The organism is Pedobacter riviphilus, from assembly GCF_014692875.1.
Taxonomy (GTDB): Bacteria; Bacteroidota; Bacteroidia; order Sphingobacteriales; family Sphingobacteriaceae; genus Pedobacter; species Pedobacter riviphilus.
Map to the genome: position 1 here is coordinate 1,678,657 of NZ_CP061171.1, position 18,064 is coordinate 1,696,720.

At 41.4% G+C, this 18,064-nt stretch carries 16 protein-coding genes; 11 read left to right on the forward strand and 5 right to left on the reverse strand.

Annotated features, from left to right (window positions below; translation table 11 throughout):
- The first annotated feature begins 2 nt into the window (after positions 1–2).
- The 3 genes from H9N25_RS06775 (at position 3) to H9N25_RS06785 (ending at position 2,132) form a co-directional block, all read left to right on the forward strand.
- Positions 3–767 carry a sterol desaturase family protein gene (locus H9N25_RS06775; protein WP_190328367.1) on the forward strand — a complete coding sequence of 255 codons (765 nt, stop codon included), beginning with the start codon at positions 3–5 and terminating at the stop codon, positions 765–767.
- Between the two features lie 557 nt (positions 768–1,324).
- On the forward strand, positions 1,325–1,648 hold the full coding sequence (locus H9N25_RS06780) for a hypothetical protein (RefSeq protein ID WP_190328368.1): 324 nt from the start codon (positions 1,325–1,327) through the stop codon (positions 1,646–1,648).
- Between the two features lie 145 nt (positions 1,649–1,793).
- Positions 1,794–2,132 (forward strand): YciI family protein, encoded by a 339-nt coding sequence (locus H9N25_RS06785; RefSeq protein WP_190328369.1) that lies wholly within the window; start codon positions 1,794–1,796, stop codon positions 2,130–2,132.
- A gap of 202 nt (positions 2,133–2,334) precedes the next feature.
- On the opposite strand, the gene H9N25_RS06790 is transcribed toward H9N25_RS06785, so the two are convergent.
- Complete coding sequence (locus H9N25_RS06790) at positions 2,335–3,204, reverse strand: AraC family transcriptional regulator (protein WP_190328370.1); 870 nt, start codon at positions 3,202–3,204, stop codon at positions 2,335–2,337.
- Positions 3,205–3,369: 165 nt separating this feature from the next.
- Between H9N25_RS06790 and H9N25_RS06795 the strand changes: the two genes are divergently transcribed.
- The 4 genes from H9N25_RS06795 to H9N25_RS06810 are packed head-to-tail and all read left to right on the forward strand — an operon-like array spanning position 3,370 to position 9,837.
- Positions 3,370–6,288: a PVC-type heme-binding CxxCH protein gene (locus H9N25_RS06795; protein ID WP_190328371.1), complete on the forward strand. Its 2,919-nt coding sequence runs from the start codon at positions 3,370–3,372 to the stop codon at positions 6,286–6,288.
- Positions 6,289–6,314: 26 nt separating this feature from the next.
- On the forward strand, positions 6,315–7,859 hold the full coding sequence (locus H9N25_RS06800; RefSeq protein ID WP_190328372.1) for an MFS transporter: 1,545 nt from the start codon (positions 6,315–6,317) through the stop codon (positions 7,857–7,859).
- Positions 7,860–7,861: 2 nt separating this feature from the next.
- Positions 7,862–8,725, forward strand: coding sequence for a sugar phosphate isomerase/epimerase family protein (locus H9N25_RS06805; protein ID WP_190328373.1), 864 nt, complete (start codon positions 7,862–7,864; stop codon positions 8,723–8,725).
- Positions 8,725–9,837 (forward strand): Gfo/Idh/MocA family protein, encoded by a 1,113-nt coding sequence (locus H9N25_RS06810; RefSeq protein ID WP_190328374.1) that lies wholly within the window; start codon positions 8,725–8,727, stop codon positions 9,835–9,837. The genes H9N25_RS06805 and H9N25_RS06810 overlap by 1 nt, the downstream gene beginning before the upstream one ends.
- A gap of 194 nt (positions 9,838–10,031) precedes the next feature.
- Here H9N25_RS06810 and H9N25_RS06815 read toward each other — a convergent pair whose 3' ends face one another.
- The 4 genes from H9N25_RS06815 to H9N25_RS06830 form a co-directional block, all read right to left on the reverse strand.
- Positions 10,032–10,334, reverse strand: coding sequence for a hypothetical protein (locus H9N25_RS06815; protein ID WP_167293978.1), 303 nt, complete (start codon positions 10,332–10,334; stop codon positions 10,032–10,034).
- A 43-nt stretch (positions 10,335–10,377) separates the two neighbouring features.
- On the reverse strand, positions 10,378–10,854 hold the full coding sequence (locus tag H9N25_RS06820) for an Hsp20/alpha crystallin family protein (RefSeq protein ID WP_190328375.1): 477 nt from the start codon (positions 10,852–10,854) through the stop codon (positions 10,378–10,380).
- Between the two features lie 317 nt (positions 10,855–11,171).
- Positions 11,172–11,717, reverse strand: a complete 546-nt coding sequence (locus H9N25_RS06825) for a ferritin-like domain-containing protein (protein WP_190328376.1) — start codon at positions 11,715–11,717, stop codon at positions 11,172–11,174.
- A 27-nt stretch (positions 11,718–11,744) separates the two neighbouring features.
- Positions 11,745–11,978: a hypothetical protein gene (locus H9N25_RS06830; protein WP_190328377.1), complete on the reverse strand. Its 234-nt coding sequence runs from the start codon at positions 11,976–11,978 to the stop codon at positions 11,745–11,747.
- 39 nt (positions 11,979–12,017) lie between these two features.
- Here H9N25_RS06830 and H9N25_RS06835 point away from each other — a divergent pair, with 39 nt between their 5' ends.
- The 4 genes from H9N25_RS06835 (at position 12,018) to H9N25_RS06850 (ending at position 18,000) form a co-directional block, all read left to right on the forward strand.
- Positions 12,018–14,483 carry an outer membrane beta-barrel family protein gene (locus tag H9N25_RS06835; RefSeq protein WP_190328378.1) on the forward strand — a complete coding sequence of 822 codons (2,466 nt, stop codon included), beginning with the start codon at positions 12,018–12,020 and terminating at the stop codon, positions 14,481–14,483.
- A gap of 652 nt (positions 14,484–15,135) precedes the next feature.
- Positions 15,136–15,990, forward strand: coding sequence for a COG1470 family protein (locus H9N25_RS06840; protein WP_190328379.1), 855 nt, complete (start codon positions 15,136–15,138; stop codon positions 15,988–15,990).
- A 38-nt stretch (positions 15,991–16,028) separates the two neighbouring features.
- Positions 16,029–17,000, forward strand: coding sequence for an ABC transporter ATP-binding protein (locus H9N25_RS06845; RefSeq protein ID WP_190328380.1), 972 nt, complete (start codon positions 16,029–16,031; stop codon positions 16,998–17,000).
- Positions 16,987–18,000, forward strand: a complete 1,014-nt coding sequence (locus H9N25_RS06850) for an ABC transporter permease (RefSeq protein WP_223833634.1) — start codon at positions 16,987–16,989, stop codon at positions 17,998–18,000. The genes H9N25_RS06845 and H9N25_RS06850 overlap by 14 nt, the downstream gene beginning before the upstream one ends.
- Positions 18,001–18,064: the final 64 nt, after the last annotated feature.

Below are 18,064 nucleotides of genomic sequence, written 5' to 3' on the forward strand. Positions count from 1 at the left end.
ATATGGAAAAGATAATAGAAACCATAGTGGGGATTTTTAGCGCTTCGGTTATCCGGTATTTTATACTTGCCGGAATTCCTTTTGCGCTGTTTTATCTGTTTATGCCTGTTAAGCTTGGTAAATTTAAAATTCAGCAAAAACTAGCCACAAAAAAAGATTTCATCCGTGAGGTGTGGCATTCCATGCAGAGTACACTGGTATTTTCAATCATCGCAGCTGGGCTGGTTTTTACACCTCTGCATCAATACACCAGAATTTATACACACATCAATGATTTTCCAATGTGGTACATGGGGGTTGCGCTGGTACTGAGCTTGATTATACATGATACTTATTTTTATTGGATGCACCGATTATTGCATCACAAAAAATTGTTCAAACTTACCCATCTGGTCCATCACAAGAGCACCAATCCTTCACCATGGACATCCTACAGTTTTCATATACTGGAAGCCATCACCGAGGGACTTGTTTTAGTGCCAATCGTGATCCTGCTGCCGATGCATCCCTTAACAATATTACTCTTTACCGTAACCGGTTTCATCATTAATGTGTACGGACACCTGGGCTATGAAATTATGCCTAAATGGTTCCGCTTTACCTGGACATTCGAAATCCTGAATACTTCGGTACACCATAACCTCCATCACAGTAAATTTAAGGGGAATTATGGCTTGTATTTCAGAATCTGGGACCGGTTGATGGGCACAGAACATCCAGATTATGTAAAGGAATATGACCGCTTGCAGGATCAGCGCTTCAATTAAATTATATTTGTTTGGAGGGAAAGAACCTTTAGCGCTTCAGCACAACGGGTTTAACCAATTGAATAACAGTAAGGTAAACGACGGTACGTAAAGCCTGTAAAACTGCCTGGCGGTGATCGTTTTTACATGAAAGATTTACTGGCTGCCTAAAAAAAAAGCCAGTGAAAGGACCATATTTGATTACCCTTCCTTTACCTGTTGTTTACCCTTTCTTGCTACCAGGTTAACCCCAGGCTTACCCCAGGGTTACCCCGGCTTTACCTTTTCTTTACCTAAAAGGTAAAGCCAGTGCCTGTTTTTGCAGAATGCCGCCACCACCTATGGTTATGCTGCCCTTAAGCAGGCTGCCACAAACCCCAAGCCCTTGTATCATTGCCCGACAACTGTAATGGCTCATTTTAGCTCAATAACGGTCTTATATAGCTCAATTTGGTTCATTTTAGCTCAAAATCAGGCGCCAATGCTGCTCAACCGCTAAGTTTGGGCATGGATTTAAACATACCGGTATAAACAGAAATCCTTTTTTTGAACAAACATTTTTTCAATAAAAAACAAAAATGATGGTAACTGTCGAAAAATCTTTCTATAAAGGTAAAAATGCCTTAGTCCTGCAGATAAAAGTTGAGGCTAATGGAGACAATACACTTACAATCTTGAAGGATATTGAATTTCATAATGGGGTAATTGAAGCTATAATTTGTGGACAACCACTTGCAAACGCTGCAGAAACAGCCCGTGGCTTTGTAGGTATTGCGTTCAGACCGGCTTTAAGCATCCTGTTCAAAATATCTATACCTGTTGTGGATTCCACTAAGAGACGAAAACTGATCACATCTGTTTTCCTGGTCTCATTATGGTCATTCAGCGTATCTAGTATATAAAACCACTCCATCTCCGGGATCTGCCTTAGTGCCAGGCGGTAATTAGTTTTACTAAAGGTTTCATGTTGCTAATCTAAATCAATAGATATTATATTCCGTTGTATTTGCATCGAATTCGTTTTATTTTTACTGAAAATATTTTTTTATGAAAGATTATATCATTTTATTCCGCGAGCCAGATGGAAGAATGGATGAACATCCTGCTGAATATTTGCAGGTTCATCAGCAGCGTTGGAGCAATTGGCTGACCCGGTTAAAAGCTGAAGGCCGTTTAGCCGGGGGGAGTTCCTTAACACTGGAGGGGAGACTCATCACTGGGGATGGCACAACAATCAGCCATGCCACTCATAAAGTAGGAACGGAGATCGTGGGTGGATTTTTATTGTTAAAGGCAAACAGCCTGGATGAGGCGGCAGAGATCGCATCGTCATGTCCAATCTATGAATCTACCGGTTATTCGGAAGTCCGCGAATTTAAGAATTAAGCCAGGCTGGTATGGGCGAAACTGGCTAATATGGCAGCATTGACTTTATGAAATAAATATTAGGCAATATTGAACAGAGATTTTATGTTTCAGTTCAATATAGCCGGTACTTCCAGAATTGTAAGGAACCTTCTTCATTGTTCATATCAGCTTTCTCTTAGCATCGTGTATCTTTAGCGCCCAGCTGAAAGATGCCAATGTATCAAATACTTGAGAACTGTATTTTATATTCCAGCGGTTTTTTATTCATAATTTCCTTAAACTGCTTGTTGAAATTGGACAAGGTGTTAAATCCACTTTCATAGGAGATTAAAGATACAGGCATATTGGTTTCCATCAGTAGTTTACAAGCGTATTTGATGCGTAGTTCCATAATAAATTTGGAAAATGTCCTGTTGTTCCTCGCCGTAAAATATCTGCTGAATGAGGATGGAGTCATACACAATATTTCTGCCAGTTCCGGCAAGGAAATCCTGCTCCGAAAGTTTGCGAGTGCATATTCGTAAACTTTGTTCATCCGGTCGGTCTCATTCTCATTAACAGGATCACTATATGCTGTATGTGAGACGTAATGATAAGTTTTCGAATTTGCCAGTACTTGAAGGATTTTGAGTAGTTGGATTAAGCTCTCTAATCCACTCATTAGTGTGAGCGCTTTCATCATACGGGTAACAAGGTCTTTGCATTCCCCGTAGAACTCCAATCCTCTGGCCGATTTTTTTAATAACTTTTTGATCAGCAGCATTTCTTCCTTTTGCATCATCTGTTCACCCATGAAGTTTTCCTGTAGGTAGATGACAATCCCATGGACGCTCAATTGACTATCCTTTTTGAAATAAGCCTCATCACTTCGCCAAAGATGCGGCAGGTTGGCACCTGTGAATACCAGGTCGCCACGCCCGAAGGATTTAATACTATCGCCGATAAATCTCGTTCCTGTACCTTCTAACACCACAAATAACTGGTATTCGCAATGCGAATGCCAGACTGGATCGAAATGTTTGTCCTCCAGTTTTTTGATGATAAACATTTGTGTTTCGGGGATCGTAGATTTTTGAACAGCTGCTTTCATATTCGACTCAATAACATTAATACATCCTTTTTGTTGACATGTTAGTGGTCAAATGTAATAAACTGATTGATAAAATACAGTCAGTATTGGACAAAAAAGTAGGAGGCATTGTACGCTTATTTCTAGATATTAGCTTTTAAATGCTAACCAAAATAGACACACACAATGAAAAAGTACTTAGCGATAGGCGTTATTTGCCTGGTCGCACTATTCAGCTTTAACGCTAGTTTAATAACAGATATAAAATCGCCGCGATTGGAGATCTTGCTCCTGGGGCACGACAGCCAGCACCATAATTCTGAAAAATTTGCAGAAATCATTTCCCAGGAATTCTTTAAAAATGGAATTAATATTTCATATACAACTGATGTAAATGATCTGAATGCAGAAAACCTGTCAAAGTACGACGCACTAATGATCTATTCAAACCATGATCAAATCACAGGGCCACAGGAAAAGGCTCTTCTGGATTATGTGAAAAGTGGTAAGGGATTTATTCCCGTTCATTGTGCATCCTTTTGTTTTCAAAACTCAGCTGCTTATATCGATATGGTAGGCGGACAGTTCAAGAGCCATAAAACAGGCGATTTTTCTGCAACAATTGTAGATGCCCAACATCCCGTTATGGAAGGCATAACGTCATTTAGCACCTGGGACGAAACTTATGTGCACGATAAGGTTGCAAAAGATATTCATGTACTTACAGAGCGGGTGGAAGGCGATCATCATGAACCTTATACCTGGGTTAAGAACTATGGTAAAGGCAAAGTGTTTTATACTGCTTATGGCCACGACGAACGTACCTGGAAAAATCCATCTTTCCTTAAATTGCTGGAGAACGGGGTATTATGGGCCGTTAATGATGAAGCAAAAAAGCGATGGGAAGAATTGCCTAAACCAGCTCCGGAATATAGTGATGCCAAACTTCCAAATTATGAAAAAAGACCTGGTGGCTTTAAACTGCAAGCTGCGCTGAGTCCCACAGAATCGCAATTAATGACCCAGATTCCGGTTGATTTTAAGTTGGAGATGTTTGCTTCGGAGCCTGATATATTGAAACCAATTGCCATGGCCTGGGACGAGCGTGGCAGGTTATGGATCGTAGAGACAGTTGACTACCCAAATACCGTTAGAGATATTAAGGGCGAAGGGCATGACAGGATTAAAATTTGTGAGGATACAGATGGAGACGGCAAGGCTGATAAATTCACCATTTTTGCCGATAAGTTAAATATCCCAACTGGTATTGTTTTCGCTAACGGAGGAGTCATTGTTGCTCAGGCACCTGATTTCATTTTCCTGAAAGACACAAATGCCGACGACAAGGCTGATATCAGGGAAACGATAATTAGCGGATGGGGCACATTTGATACCCATGCCGGTCCTTCAAGTCTACATTATGGATTCGATAATAAAATTTGGGGTACAGTAGGCTACTCAGGTTATAATGGAACGGTTGGTGGTAAAGCAATCAAATTTGGTCAGGGTGCCTTCCGTTTTGACGGTGACGGGAAAAATCTGGAGTATTTAGGTGGTACCAGTAACAATACCTGGGGCCTGGGATTCTCCGAAAACAATGATGTATTCCTTTCTACAGCAAACAATACCCATAGTGCTTTTTTAGGTATTCCGAGTCCTTACCTTGATAAAATCGGTGTTCTGGCTAACCAAGCCATAGATAAGATAGACGGACACTATGCTATGCATGTGGTGACCAAAAACTTACGTCAGGTGGATGTTTTTAACGGTTTTACCTCTGCAGCAGGACATAATCTATATACGGCCAGAAATTTCCCTAAAGCTTACTGGAACCGGATTGCTTTTGTTAATGAACCAACCGGACGTGTAGTTCACCAGGCCATACTGGAACCTTCCGGATCCGGATTTAAAGAAAAAGATGGCTGGAACCTGGTAGCCAGTGCCGATGAGTGGTTTGCGCCTGTGCAGACTGAGGTTGGTCCTGATGGTGCTGTTTGGCTGCTTGATTGGTATAATTTCATTATCCAGCACAACCCAACTCCTCCAGGTTTTGAAACTGGTAAAGGAAATGCTTACGTTAATCCGCTCAGAGACCGCGTACACGGACGGATCTATAAAGTGGTCTATAATAAAGCAAAGCCATCAGCCATCAAATCATTGGATAAAAATGACCCAAAATCACTATTAAAGGGTTTACAAAGTGATAACCTATTCTGGCGTATGACGGCACAGCGCCTAATTGTTGAAAAAGGGGATAAAACATTGGTGCCTGATTTATACAAAATGATCCGCAATCAAGAGGTGGACGAGCTCGGGATCAACGCACCGGCTATACATGCCTTATGGACATTGCATGGCTTGGGGATGTACAGCACAACTGAAGCTTTCCAGGTAGCAGTGCATGCATTGCATCACCCTTCTGCCGGGGTTCGAAAAGCAGCTTTACAGGTATTGCCTAATACGGCTGCCGCTCTGGCGGCTATCCAAGGAACAGGCTTGTTAAAAGATAAAAATCTAAATACCCGTTTGGCTGCATTTTTGAAAATTGCTGACCTGCCGGCATCGCCATCTATTGCGAATGACCTGCTTGTCGCTCAAAAGGATTCTGTAAACACTGGCGACAGATGGATTAAAGAGGCACTAAAAATTGCGGGTTCAAAACAGGTTAAAAATGCTTCGGAGTTAGCAAAAACACCAGCTACAAAACCTGCAGATAAAACGAAAGCAGACCAGGTGATTATCATAAAACCTATTGTAAATGCAATGAAGTTTGATAAAAAAACTTTTACAGTAAAAGCCGGGACAACAGTTGAGCTGGTGTTCGATAATATTGATTTTATGCAGCACAATTTGCTCATTCTTAAAAAAGGGAGTATGGAGAAAGTGGGGGCAGCCGCAGATAAACTGGCTCGGAATCCTAAAGGTGCAGAAATGCAATATGTACCTAAAATACCTGAAGTATTGTTTTATACACCCCTGGTAAATCCAGAAGCGAAGTTCAGATTGAGATTTAAAGTACCGGATGCAGTGGGCGACTATCCATATATCTGCTCTTTTCCTGGCCACTGGAGAATTATGAATGGGGTAATGAAAGTAACTAAATAACCAAATATAAACTAAACCTCTTCATCATGTCAAAATTAAGTGCTGAAAATTCCGGGGCTCAATCTGTTCCGGATATGAAACTCTTTTATGCCTGCTTTATATCACTGGTTACCACAGCATTCGGATTTATTCTGAGGGCTTTGATTTTACCTCAATGGGGCATTGACTTCAATTTAACCCAGACTCAGCTGGGTGAGATTGCGGGAGTGGGCTTATGGCCTTTCGCCATAAGTATTGTGCTTTTTAGTCTGGTAATCGATAAAATAGGTTATAAAACAGCCATGATATTTGCTGTAGTGTGTCATATATCCTCGGCATTTCTCACCATATTTGCTAGTGGATACTGGATGTTATATCTGGGCTCTTTCATTGTAGCCATAGGCAATGGTACTGTTGAAGCGGTAGCGAATCCGGTAGTGGCCACGATGTTTCCCAAACAAAAGATCAAATGGCTCAGCATCCTTCACGCAGGCTGGGCAGGTGGCTTAGTTTTAGGAGGCGTAATGGCACTGACATTAGGTGTTGAAACCAGGTGGGAATATAAAATAGCTTTGATATTGATTCCTACGTTGATTTATGGAATCATGATACTGGGTCGTAAGTTCCCGTTAAACGAAAGGGTTCAGGCAGGAGTGTCTTACAAAGAGATGCTTCAGGAAGTGGGGGCAGGTGGAGCACTGATTATTGTTACCCTGATTATTTTTCAACTTGGTGCCGTATTTAGATGGTCTATCCCAACCAATGTAATCATTACCCTGTTGATTACTGGAGGATTTTGGTATTACACCAGAAGCTTCGGCCGTCCTTTGTTTATTATTCTACTATTGGTGATGATTCCTCTGGCTACTACAGAACTGGGTACAGATAGTTGGATTACTGATTTGATGACTCCCGAAATGACCAAAATCGGACTTCAAGCCGGTTGGGTACTCGTTTATACTTCAGCAATTATGTTTGTATTGAGGTTTTTTGCGGGGTCGCTCGTGCATAAGATTTCCTCATTGGGCTTGTTGTCACTATGCTCCGGAGTTGCTGTAATTGGCTTATATATGCTTTCTGCATCTACCGGAATGATGATACTCGTAGCTGCTACCATTTACGGATTAGCTAAATCTTTCTTTTGGCCTACCATGTTGGGCCTCGTTTCAGAACAATTTCCAAAAGGGGGTGCGCTGACACTAAATATTACCGGCGGACTAGGAATGATTGCCGCAGGGGTAATCGGCGCAGGGATTCTTGGTTTTATCCAGGATAAATCTGTAGATAGGAAAATTGCACAATATGATGTTGTAAACCACACGGTTATCCATAATACCTATGTAACAGAAAAGAAAACCAGTTTATTTGGCGACTACGAAGGGTTGGACCAAACTAAGCTTTCAGGAGCTAGCCCTGAAGATCAGAACACTGTAACTGCCATACGTGATGGCGCAAAGAAAGAAGCCCTTCGTTACATTGTCATCTTTCCGTTAATCATGTTGGGTAGCTACCTTTTGCTGATGCTGTATTTCAGGTCAAAAGGAGGATACAAAGTTGTGCTGTTAGAAAATCGAACGACACAGGAGAATTAAATATGGCGGTAAATATAAAATATGGAGCAAGTACCTGGTTGTGGACTTCTCCATTCCAAACCTCATCTGTCGAAGAACTATTTTCTAAAATTTCGGCGCTCGGATTTGATGCGGTAGAGATTGCTGTCGAAGATCCGTCCCTGGTTGACGTAGAAACGGTACGTTTAGCGCTTCAGAAATATAAGTTAAAGGCGGTTGTTTGCGGTGCTTTTAGTGCTAGCCGTGATCTGACCAGTGAAGATCCAGATGTTCGGCAAAACTGTTTGAAGTATATTGAAACCTGCCTGGATTTATGTGTATCCTGGGGTGTTTCCATTTTTGCGGGCCCAATGTATTCTGCAGTAGGCAAAGCCAGGATGGTACCGCCAGAACAGCGTGAAAAGGAATGGCAATTAGCCGTTTTTAACCTGCGGATTGCTGCTGAAATGGCTGAATCTAGGGGAGTACGTTTGGCTATAGAACCGCTTAACCGATTTGAGTCGGATTTGGTAAACACTGCCGAAGATGTACTGCGCCTGGTAAAGGATATTAACCATCCTTCAGCGGGAATATTGCTCGACGGATTTCACATGGCCATAGAGGAAAGGAATATAGAAACTGCGATTAAGTTGGCTGGTGATCAGCTGCTGCACCTGCAAGTTTCAGAGAATTACAGGGGATCACCTGGTACAGGACAAACACCCTGGGCTGCCTATAAGGCAGGACTAGAAGCTATAAACTACCAGGGGATAGTCTCGATAGAGAGTTTTACACCAGCAAACCAGGATTTGGCGGCAGCCGTATGTATCTGGCGTCCATTTGCTGATAGTCAGGATGATTTTGCCAGAGAAGGACTTGAATTTTTAAAATCACATTTCAATAAATAATGGAGCAAAGAAAAATAAACATTGCCATAGTAGGCCTCGGTTTCGGTGCAGAGTTCATACCGATTTACCAGAAACATCCCAATGCTAACATGTATGCCATTTGTCAAAGAGATGTGGAGAAACTTAACCATATCGGGGATGCCTTTGGCATTGCTAAAAGGTATACCGACTTTGACGAATTACTGAAAGATCCGGATGTAGATGCGGTACACATCAATACGCCGATCCAAAATCATGCTGAGCAATCGTTAAAAGCGCTTAGGGCAGGTAAACATGTAGCATGTACAGTTCCTATGGCTACCAGTGTAGAGGAGTGCCGGCAAATTGTTGCAGCGGTTCAGGAAACAGGATTAACTTATATGATGATGGAAACGGTGATCTACAGCCGTGAATTTTTATTTGTAAAGGAGCTTTATGAAAGCGGTGAGCTGGGCAAACTACAATTTTTACGGGCCTCGCACCAACAGGAAATGGCTGGGTGGCCAGGGTATTGGGAGGGTTTGCCTCCAATGCATTATGCTACACATTGTGTTGCACCAGTTCTGGCATTGGCCAAAGCCGACGCCGAATATGTATCTTGTTTTGGTTCAGGAACAATTGATGCACATCTAATCTCTAAATATGGATCCCCATTTGCTGTGGAAAGCTGTCATATTAAATTTAAAGACTCAGATCTGGCGGCTGAAGTAACCAGGTCATTGTTCAATACAGCAAGACAATATAGGGAGAGCTTTGATGTTTATGCATCGAAAAAGAGCTTCGAATGGACGCTGATAGAGCACGAGCATTCCGTGATTCATACCGGTGAAACTCCTCAAAAAGTAGCCATTCCAGATTATGCACATTTGCTCCCAGAAGAGATACAGCACTTTACTACTGGTGGTGTGTACGATGGAGAGAACAATCAGCACTTGTCATTTATTCAGGGAGCTGGCCATGGTGGCTCTCACCCTCATCTGGTACACGAGTTCATCTCTGCATTGATCCAGGAGCGTGTACCTTTCCCTGATGCAAGGCAATCGGCAAATATTACCTGTGTAGGCATCCTTGCCCACGAAAGTGCGATGGAAGGCGGTCAGAAAATAAAACTCCCAGACTTCACAATCTCTTAAATCGGAACTTATTTAAAATGGGGTTCAGACAGCCGTTTGTAAAAATAGCAGCTGTCTAACCCCTTATTAATTATGAATGGACAGACAACGAATACTCAAAATGAAAACCATGCAATCGAAGAACTGCTGACTGCATATGCTCTGGCAATAAATAAAAACAGTAGGGATTTTTTCGTTCTTTTGTCCAATCAATATTAGTAATCGATATTTCCATTCTCCAGATGAGCGATACGGAATATTTCTCTGGAAATGATGGCAATATTTTCTTTTAGCTCATCCAAACAGCAATTTATTGTGCCTATAGGAACGGGCAAGCCTATAATTTCTTCCAGAAATTCTATTTTTAATGAACATCCGGGTGCATCTTCTGCGCTACCCTTTAAAAGTAAAAAAATTTCGGTGGCTTGCTTTTTATCCCGGCCAAGAGAAAATTTGCCATAGGTAATTTTTCCACCCGGTCCCTGAAGGCTGATATTGATGGTGAAACGGGTTTCCATAGCTAAACTATTGTATTTTTTCTAAAGGGATTTCAATACATTATTAATAAAAAGTGCCGCAAAATGCGGCACTTGAGAGTTTACTGTATTTCGATCTGTCTGGAGATCGCTTTGGCTTCTTCTTTTTTGGAATATTGAGTTTGAGTATGCCATCTGTATAAGCGGCCTCGATACGCTCTACATCAGCACTTTCTGGAAGGGTGAATGCCCTGCTAAATGAAGAATAGCTATATTCCCTTCTGTTATAGGTTTTACCCTCCGTATTATTTTCGGTATGCTGTCCCGTAGAAATTGTCAGCATATCCCGCTCTACCGATACCTTGAAATCTTCTTTTTTTAATCCAGGTGCCGCCAGTTCGATGTGGTATTCTTCATTAGACTCGGAAATGTTGACTGCAGGTACGCTGCTTAAACGACGGTCGTTAAAAAAGGTATCCCCTAATACGGATTCAAAGATATCATTAAAGCCTGGCAATAATGAACTGTTCTTTTTTTCTGGATTGAATTTAACCAATGTCATAGTGTTTTCTCCTTTTAATGTTTTAATAATAAATGGACTATAAATCAATTAATTTAACGTTTTAACCTTCTTTCAAAGGTTACACCTCAAGGGGATCAAGTGCTGTGCCAAGGCGCTTACAACGGTCTGGCAAACGGTTTTTACTGAAAAAATTTCATTTTTTATGAAATTTTTTCAGTGCATTTGCTGAAGTTTTTTCAGTTTTGGCTATGTGGATCAACACTATTGGTGAGCAGGTGGGGACAGAATGATTACAAGGTTATTTTGGCGTTTTGAGCGAAGCTGGCCTGTAAATTGGTTCAGGCCAGCTTGTTCTATTATTCAGAAACCGCTTGTGCGTTTACTGCTCCCACTGCAATTTCAGTTAGCGTAACGTCTGTTGCTTTTTCATTTTCCAGTGTTTGGCTCAAAAGGTCCACAATATCATCACGGCCAATGTTTTGCGCAAATACCCGCAAGGTTCCATAAGTGGCAATTTCATAGTGTTCTACCTTTTGTGCTGCTAAAATGAGCCCGGCATCACGTATCATCGTTCCCTTATCTGTGTCCGAAATAATCCCATTTGCTTCTTCCAGAAGCCCAGCCATCGCATCACATTTTTTTGCAACAGGTTTTTCTTCCAACAGTTCAAATACTTCTTCAAGTGTTGCAACATGTCCCTCTGTCTCTACCGCATGTTTTTCAAAGGCTGCCGCAAGTTCGGGGCTTGTTGATGCCTTTTGAAGTTTCGGTAACGCTTTCGCCAAGTGTTTTTCTGCCCAATAAATATCCTTTAACTCATCAACAAAGAATTCATGAAATTCAGTGTCCTCAATTTTTCCGGTTTTTGCTGCGCTCTTAGCAGCTGCTTTTGTACTTGCCATAATTACTGTTTTTTAAAAGGTTGATATCTAATGAACAAGGCGAGTAAGCCAATGGTTTTGACCAATCGAAATATTAAATGATAAACCAATTGAAATGGCTGATGTCGGAGATTGAGCCAATTCTGAAAAATACCTGTGGCAAAAAAATGCCAATGGTACTAAAACTGCTGCAAAAGAAAGTTTTGGAAGACTTAAAAGGGAGTTATATTTGTTGGGGAAATAGATGATGTGATTAAATACATCATTTAATTTAATATCCATTTGATAATAGCAGATCATTAATCATTCAGTATACCATTCATGCAACTCTCCAGATTCATCGTAGTTCTTTTACTTGTTTTTTTTAGCCTGGCCATTAAGGCTCAAAATGTTACCATTAAAGGTATTCTTATCGATCAGCAGACCAAACAGCCGCTCGAATATGCCAGTATGGCGCTCTTAAAAAAAGCAGATTCGACAGTAGTTGGAGGTGTATTAACCGGGCCAAACGGATCATTTGAGATCAGTAAGCTGCAGATTGGCCAATACGTACTGAAAATAGCTTATATTGGATACAAGAACAGGTTTATTCCTGTAAACATTAACGATACAAGAATGGTTAACCTAGGTTCGGTTACGCTCACACCAACGAGCGAGTTGTTAAACCAGGTGAACATTAGCAGTGGAAAGGTTAATGCCTCCAATAAAATCGATAAACAATCTTATCGCGCAGACCAGTTTGAAAGTGCAAAAGGTGGAACTGCAATTGATGTATTGAAGAACCTGCCTTCTGTCGCGGTTAACGGAGAGGGGCAGATTAGCGTTAGGGGATCGACCGGATTTCTTGTCCTGGTAAATGGCAAACCAGTACTTACTGATGCACAGACTGTTTTAAGCCAGTTACCTGCCAACAGCCTGGAGAATATAGAACTGATTACCTCTCCCTCTGCAAAATATGATCCCGATGGAAAGGCGGGTATTATCAATATCGTTACCAAGAAAGGTGCTAACGACGGATTTACCTTGACCGCCAATGCCCAGGCCGGACTTCCAAGTACCACCGACTATGACAACAAGGAAAAGCCCAAGCGCTTTGGTGGCGATGTTACGCTGAATTTCAGAAAAGATAAATGGGATATTTCTGTTGGTGGAAATTACCTTAGAAATGATAATGCGGGCTACCGTGAAGGAGATGTGTACACCAAGAATTTTACCAATAATACCATTACACGTTTTCCTTCTAACGGTGAGCGGAGTTTTGATAAATATAACTACGCAGGCAGATTATCTGCCATTTATGCTCCAAACAAAAACAACTCCTTTTCTGTTGGCTTTTTCAGTGGGAAGCGTTACCAGGCGCGATTGGCAGACCTGGTTTACACCAATAGCACGTCAGATCTTTTAACAGGGGTTCCCATTAGATCAACCACTTATTACAACTCTAACCTGCAAACAAAGGAAGGTACTTTTACACTGGGCAATCTGGATTATACCCATACTTTTGCAGATAAATCCTCATTGACAGCTTCGTTATTATATGAAAATGCTAATCTTTATGGCAATACCAGGAACAGGAATCTGGGATATCCCAATACAACAGACACGATTCAGTATGTTTTTAATCCCTATAAGAACCCGATTAATGGCTACAGGTTTAAGTTAGATTACGCTGTTAATGTTGGTAAAGGGAAATTCGAAAGCGGTTATCAGTTCAGGTATGATACCCAGGATGGACAGTTCGATTATTTTGTAAGCCCTGCGATTTCGCAGCCGGATGCCAACCGGTTTAGAGGGACTGCCGGCGCAAAGAACCAGATCCATTCGGTTTATTCGCAGTATTCTGGAAAAGAGGATAAACTGGAATATATTGGAGGACTGCGTTACGAATATGCCACCAGAAGGTTAAATCTTTCTTACGATCCTGCAGTACATAAGCTTAACCTTTCCAATCTTTTTCCTTCTTTAAACCTGCTTTATAATATTAACGACGGATTGAAACTAAAGGCTGGCTATTCCAGAAGAATTCAGCGTACCAATAACTATGAGCTTAACCCTATACCCGAACGAGAACACTCAGAAACATTAGAACAGGGCGATCCAGACCTAAAGCCGTCTTTTATCGATCTTGTAGAACTCGGACTGACCAGAAACTTTAAAAAAGGATCTTTTTTTTCAACCCTCTACTATCAGAACATCAAAAATCCTATACAGCGCGTAAATAGTGTTTATGCCGATACGATCCTGAACAGGGTATTTACGAATGCAGAAAAAGCACGTTCCTTTGGCCTTGAGCTGGGAGCCAATCTACAGCCAGTTAAATGGTGGTCTCTATACCTGGGAGGCAACGTTTATAATTATAAGGTATCTGGAGATTTAAATGTACTGGGTAGCAGTTCGGTAATAAATAATGCTAACTGGGTATTTTCTATAAACGCCAATACCAGTTTCAAACTGAGCAAAACCTGGAGTGTGCAGGGAAATGTGAATTATTTATCGAAGCGGCCAACTGCACAGGGCGAAGATTCGAAGTTTCTGGTTCCGAATACCGCTGTTAAGAAAACATTTATGGATGGACGTTTTTCTGCAACGCTGCAATGGCAGAACATGGATCTTGGCATGAACCAATCGAACAGGCAAAGGATAACAACATTCGGAAAAGACTTTTATACTACCACCAACTATATTTATGAAACCGATGTTTTTTTACTGAATTTCAGCTTTAACCTAAATAAGCTTACCGGTAAAGCTAAACTTCCTACCAGTGAATTTGGTGATAAAGAATTTTAAGCTCTTGATAGGTGGGTATTTTTGGTATTATTATTAATAATATGGACTTGCTAAATGGTAATGAGAAGTGAATTCAAGGTGTAAACCGGGTTATATCTGTATTGTTATAATCTTTTTTTTGCCTTGCAGAAACTGTGTGTTTAGCCCTGGGCGAAGCGACATCCCTGAAGCGTAGTGAAGGATATAGCAGAGAACGGGAACAGACTTAAATTTTGCTAAGCCAGTACGCTCCAAAAAATGCTTAACATATAGTTTTTGGGAAAGCAAATGTAACATGCTTCGGTTTAGGCAGTCCTTCTTTCCGCTTTTATCTTTTTGTGAATGTTATTGCTCGGTTGTTTATCTGCGCAACAAAAAGGATAGCCGCAACAATAAGGTTTATTTGGCAGCAGGCAGTACCAAAAAATAGATGAACCCCTGATTTGACCCTGCATGCCATTTTAGTTCCAATATTTTATAAAAACCGGTGAGGGAGAACGTTCTCGATCAATAGTATGTTTCTATGATGATGTGCCATGATCTACGGTGATAATTGTTAAAAATTGTTAAAATATTTTGAAAAAAATACAACTTTTTTTTGTTTTGGGGCCTAATCAGATAACAAGATCAGAAAGCATTTTTTAGAGCAATTATTAATATTTTGGTTTAGATTATGTCAGTACAATTACTACCCAAACCCTTGCGAAAAGGTTTATTTCGCACATTTTTATTATTAACTTTTTTTGCTGCAACGAAACCCCTTCATGCGCAAAATCATGATGCCCCGAAAGAGACATCGGGATTTACGGCCAAGCTGGTCAACATCGAATCGGCTGTTAACGAGCCGTTCCGTTTTTCAGCTTCGCTGCACAATGGAACAGCTACTCAACAAGTTTATGAACTCAAGTCTGAATTGCCTATAGGGTGGCAGATTAGCTACCGTGTAGATGGCAGTCAGGTTACTTCTGTTAACTTAGCAAGTGGCCAAACGCGTGAAATAGCCATCGAAATTACTGCATCAGGTAACGCTGCTGTTAGGAAATACATTATTCCTATCAAAGCCGTATCATCTTCGCTGACATTGCCGTTGCAACTGGAAGCTGTTGTTAAGGGATCTTATGGTGCCAGCCTTAGTACGCCGAGCGGAAGGTTGAGTGAAGAGCTTACGGCCGGTTCTCATAAAGATATTGAGCTTGAATTGCATAATACAGGCACCTTGCCATTATCCTCGCTGAGTATTTCTTCTCAACTGCCAACCGGATGGGAAGCAACTTTTTCGCCAAGCCAAATTGAAAGGTTGGATGGCGGGAAGAAAGTAAGCATTAAAGCGACGCTAAAAGTGCCAGATAAAACAATTGCAGGAGATTATAGTGCCACTTTTACGCTTGGAGGTAACAACACCAACGCTCAGGCAGCCTTTAGAATCTTCGTTAAAACCTCTGTACTTTCTGGCTGGATTGGTATACTCATTATCGCCTTGGCAATTTCAGTAGTATATGTGCTCATCCGTAAATACGGTCGTAGGTAACCATTTTTTAAGAAACCTTAAAATCTTCAACCAAAAAGATGGAACCTATCATAGATTTAAAGAACCTATGCAAAAGTTATGGTTCGCATGTTGCCGTTGATAAGCTTAACCTAAAGATTTCCCAAGGCGAAATATTTGGGTTACTGGGGCCGAACGGTGCAGGTAAAACAACCAGTATACTCATGATGCTCGGCCTAACTGAGCCCGATAGTGGCTCGGCCATTGTTTGTGGCCATGATGCCACAAGAGATCCGATTGAAGTAAAACGAAAGGTGGGTTATATGCCCGATAACCTGGGCTTTTATCCGCAGTTAACTGGTCTTGAAAACCTGATATATATGGCAAGGCTTAATGGCTTGGCCGAAAAAAGCATCGTCGAAAACGCCCGTAGGGTAATGGAATTGGTAGGGTTGAAGGCCGCTTCAGATAAGCCTGCCTCTAATTATTCACGGGGTATGAGGCAAAGGCTGGGGCTGGCTGAAGTGCTCATCAAAAAACCGAAACTGATTATCCTTGACGAGCCTACTTTAGGACTAGACCCGAACGGTGTAAAGGAGTTTCTTGAACTTATCAAATCGTTGCAACAGGAGCAGGGCTTAACTGTACTGCTTTCATCACACCACCTTCACCATGTTCAGCAAGTGTGTGATAGGGTAGGTATATTCGTGGATGGAAAGTTGCTTGCTACTGGAGATCTGCCTACACTCTCCTCTGAGCTCTTCGGAAGCACGGGTGTAGAAACCAATATTCGGCTCACCAAAGTACCAACAGCTATTGATGTAATAAAGGATAAATTTAGTACTTATCCAGAATTTAATAGCCTTAATAGTAGCGGTGCGAACCTGCAATTTAATACCACTCAGAATATTATCCCAAAACTCATTCGCGGGCTTATTGAATTGGGAGCAGATATTGAAGCTGTAAGCCAAAAACAATACGGACTAGATGAGATTTATGAAAAATATTTCGAAAAAAACACAAATTTAATCCCAGAGCATGAAAGCGCTTAGCGAAAGCCATTTTTGGGCAACAAACAAAAATAATTCAAAGGAAACTTACCAGCTTAGTCCTTTTAAGGTGATGGTGAGAAAAGAGGTGTCGGACCACGTGCGTAGCTGGCGTTTTATCCTGCTGCTTGCGCTGGTGGTGCTTACATTTTTCGCTTCATTGTACATTTCCATGTCTAACATCCGGGCAGCCTTTACCAATGTCAATGACCCCGATCATGCATTTTTTTACCTTAAGTTGCTTAGTGCTACAGACGGATCTATGCCACCTTTTCATATCCTGATGAGTTTTTTAGCACCATTGCTTGGTATCACTATGGGCTTCGATGCGATTAATTCTGAACAGAACAGCGGCTCATTGACGAGATTGTTGGCCCAACCTATATACCGCGACAATATCCTGTTAGCTAAATTCTACAGCGCAATGCTGATTATCGCGACGCTATTTATTTCCCTTACATTGCTGATGATCGGCGGGGGACTGTTCCTTACCGGGGTAAGGATTGAGCCTCAGGAACTCTTGAGAATTCTTGGCTTTGCGGTACTCACCATGGTTTATGTTGGTTTTTATTTAAGCCTGTCTATCATGCTTTCTGTCGCCTTTCGGCATGCGGCTACCTCAGCCTTAACTGCCCTGGGAATCTGGCTGTTTTTTACGGTGTTTTATCCGATTGTAGTTAATCTGGCTATTAGGGCCTTTTTACCAGATGCTGCTTATCTAACTCAAAGTGAAACTATGGCTTATAATGAATTGATTATGAATGTTATGCGTGTTGCCCCTGGGCAGTTATACAGTGATGGCGCAACTACCATGCTTATGCCATCTATCAGAAGTTTAGGGCCAATGAGTATGGAGCAGCTTTCCGGTGCCATTCCATCGCCACTTCCGTTACGGGAGAGCCTGATGATTGTGTGGCCACAACTTACCGGGCTTCTGGCAGGTAGTATCGCCTTTTTTGCACTGTCTTATTATCTTTTTATGCGCAGGGAAATCAGAAGTTAATATGAGGGGATGAATCAGTCTGTATTTTTGCTTAATTCCTAATTACAGATCGCATATATAGTTG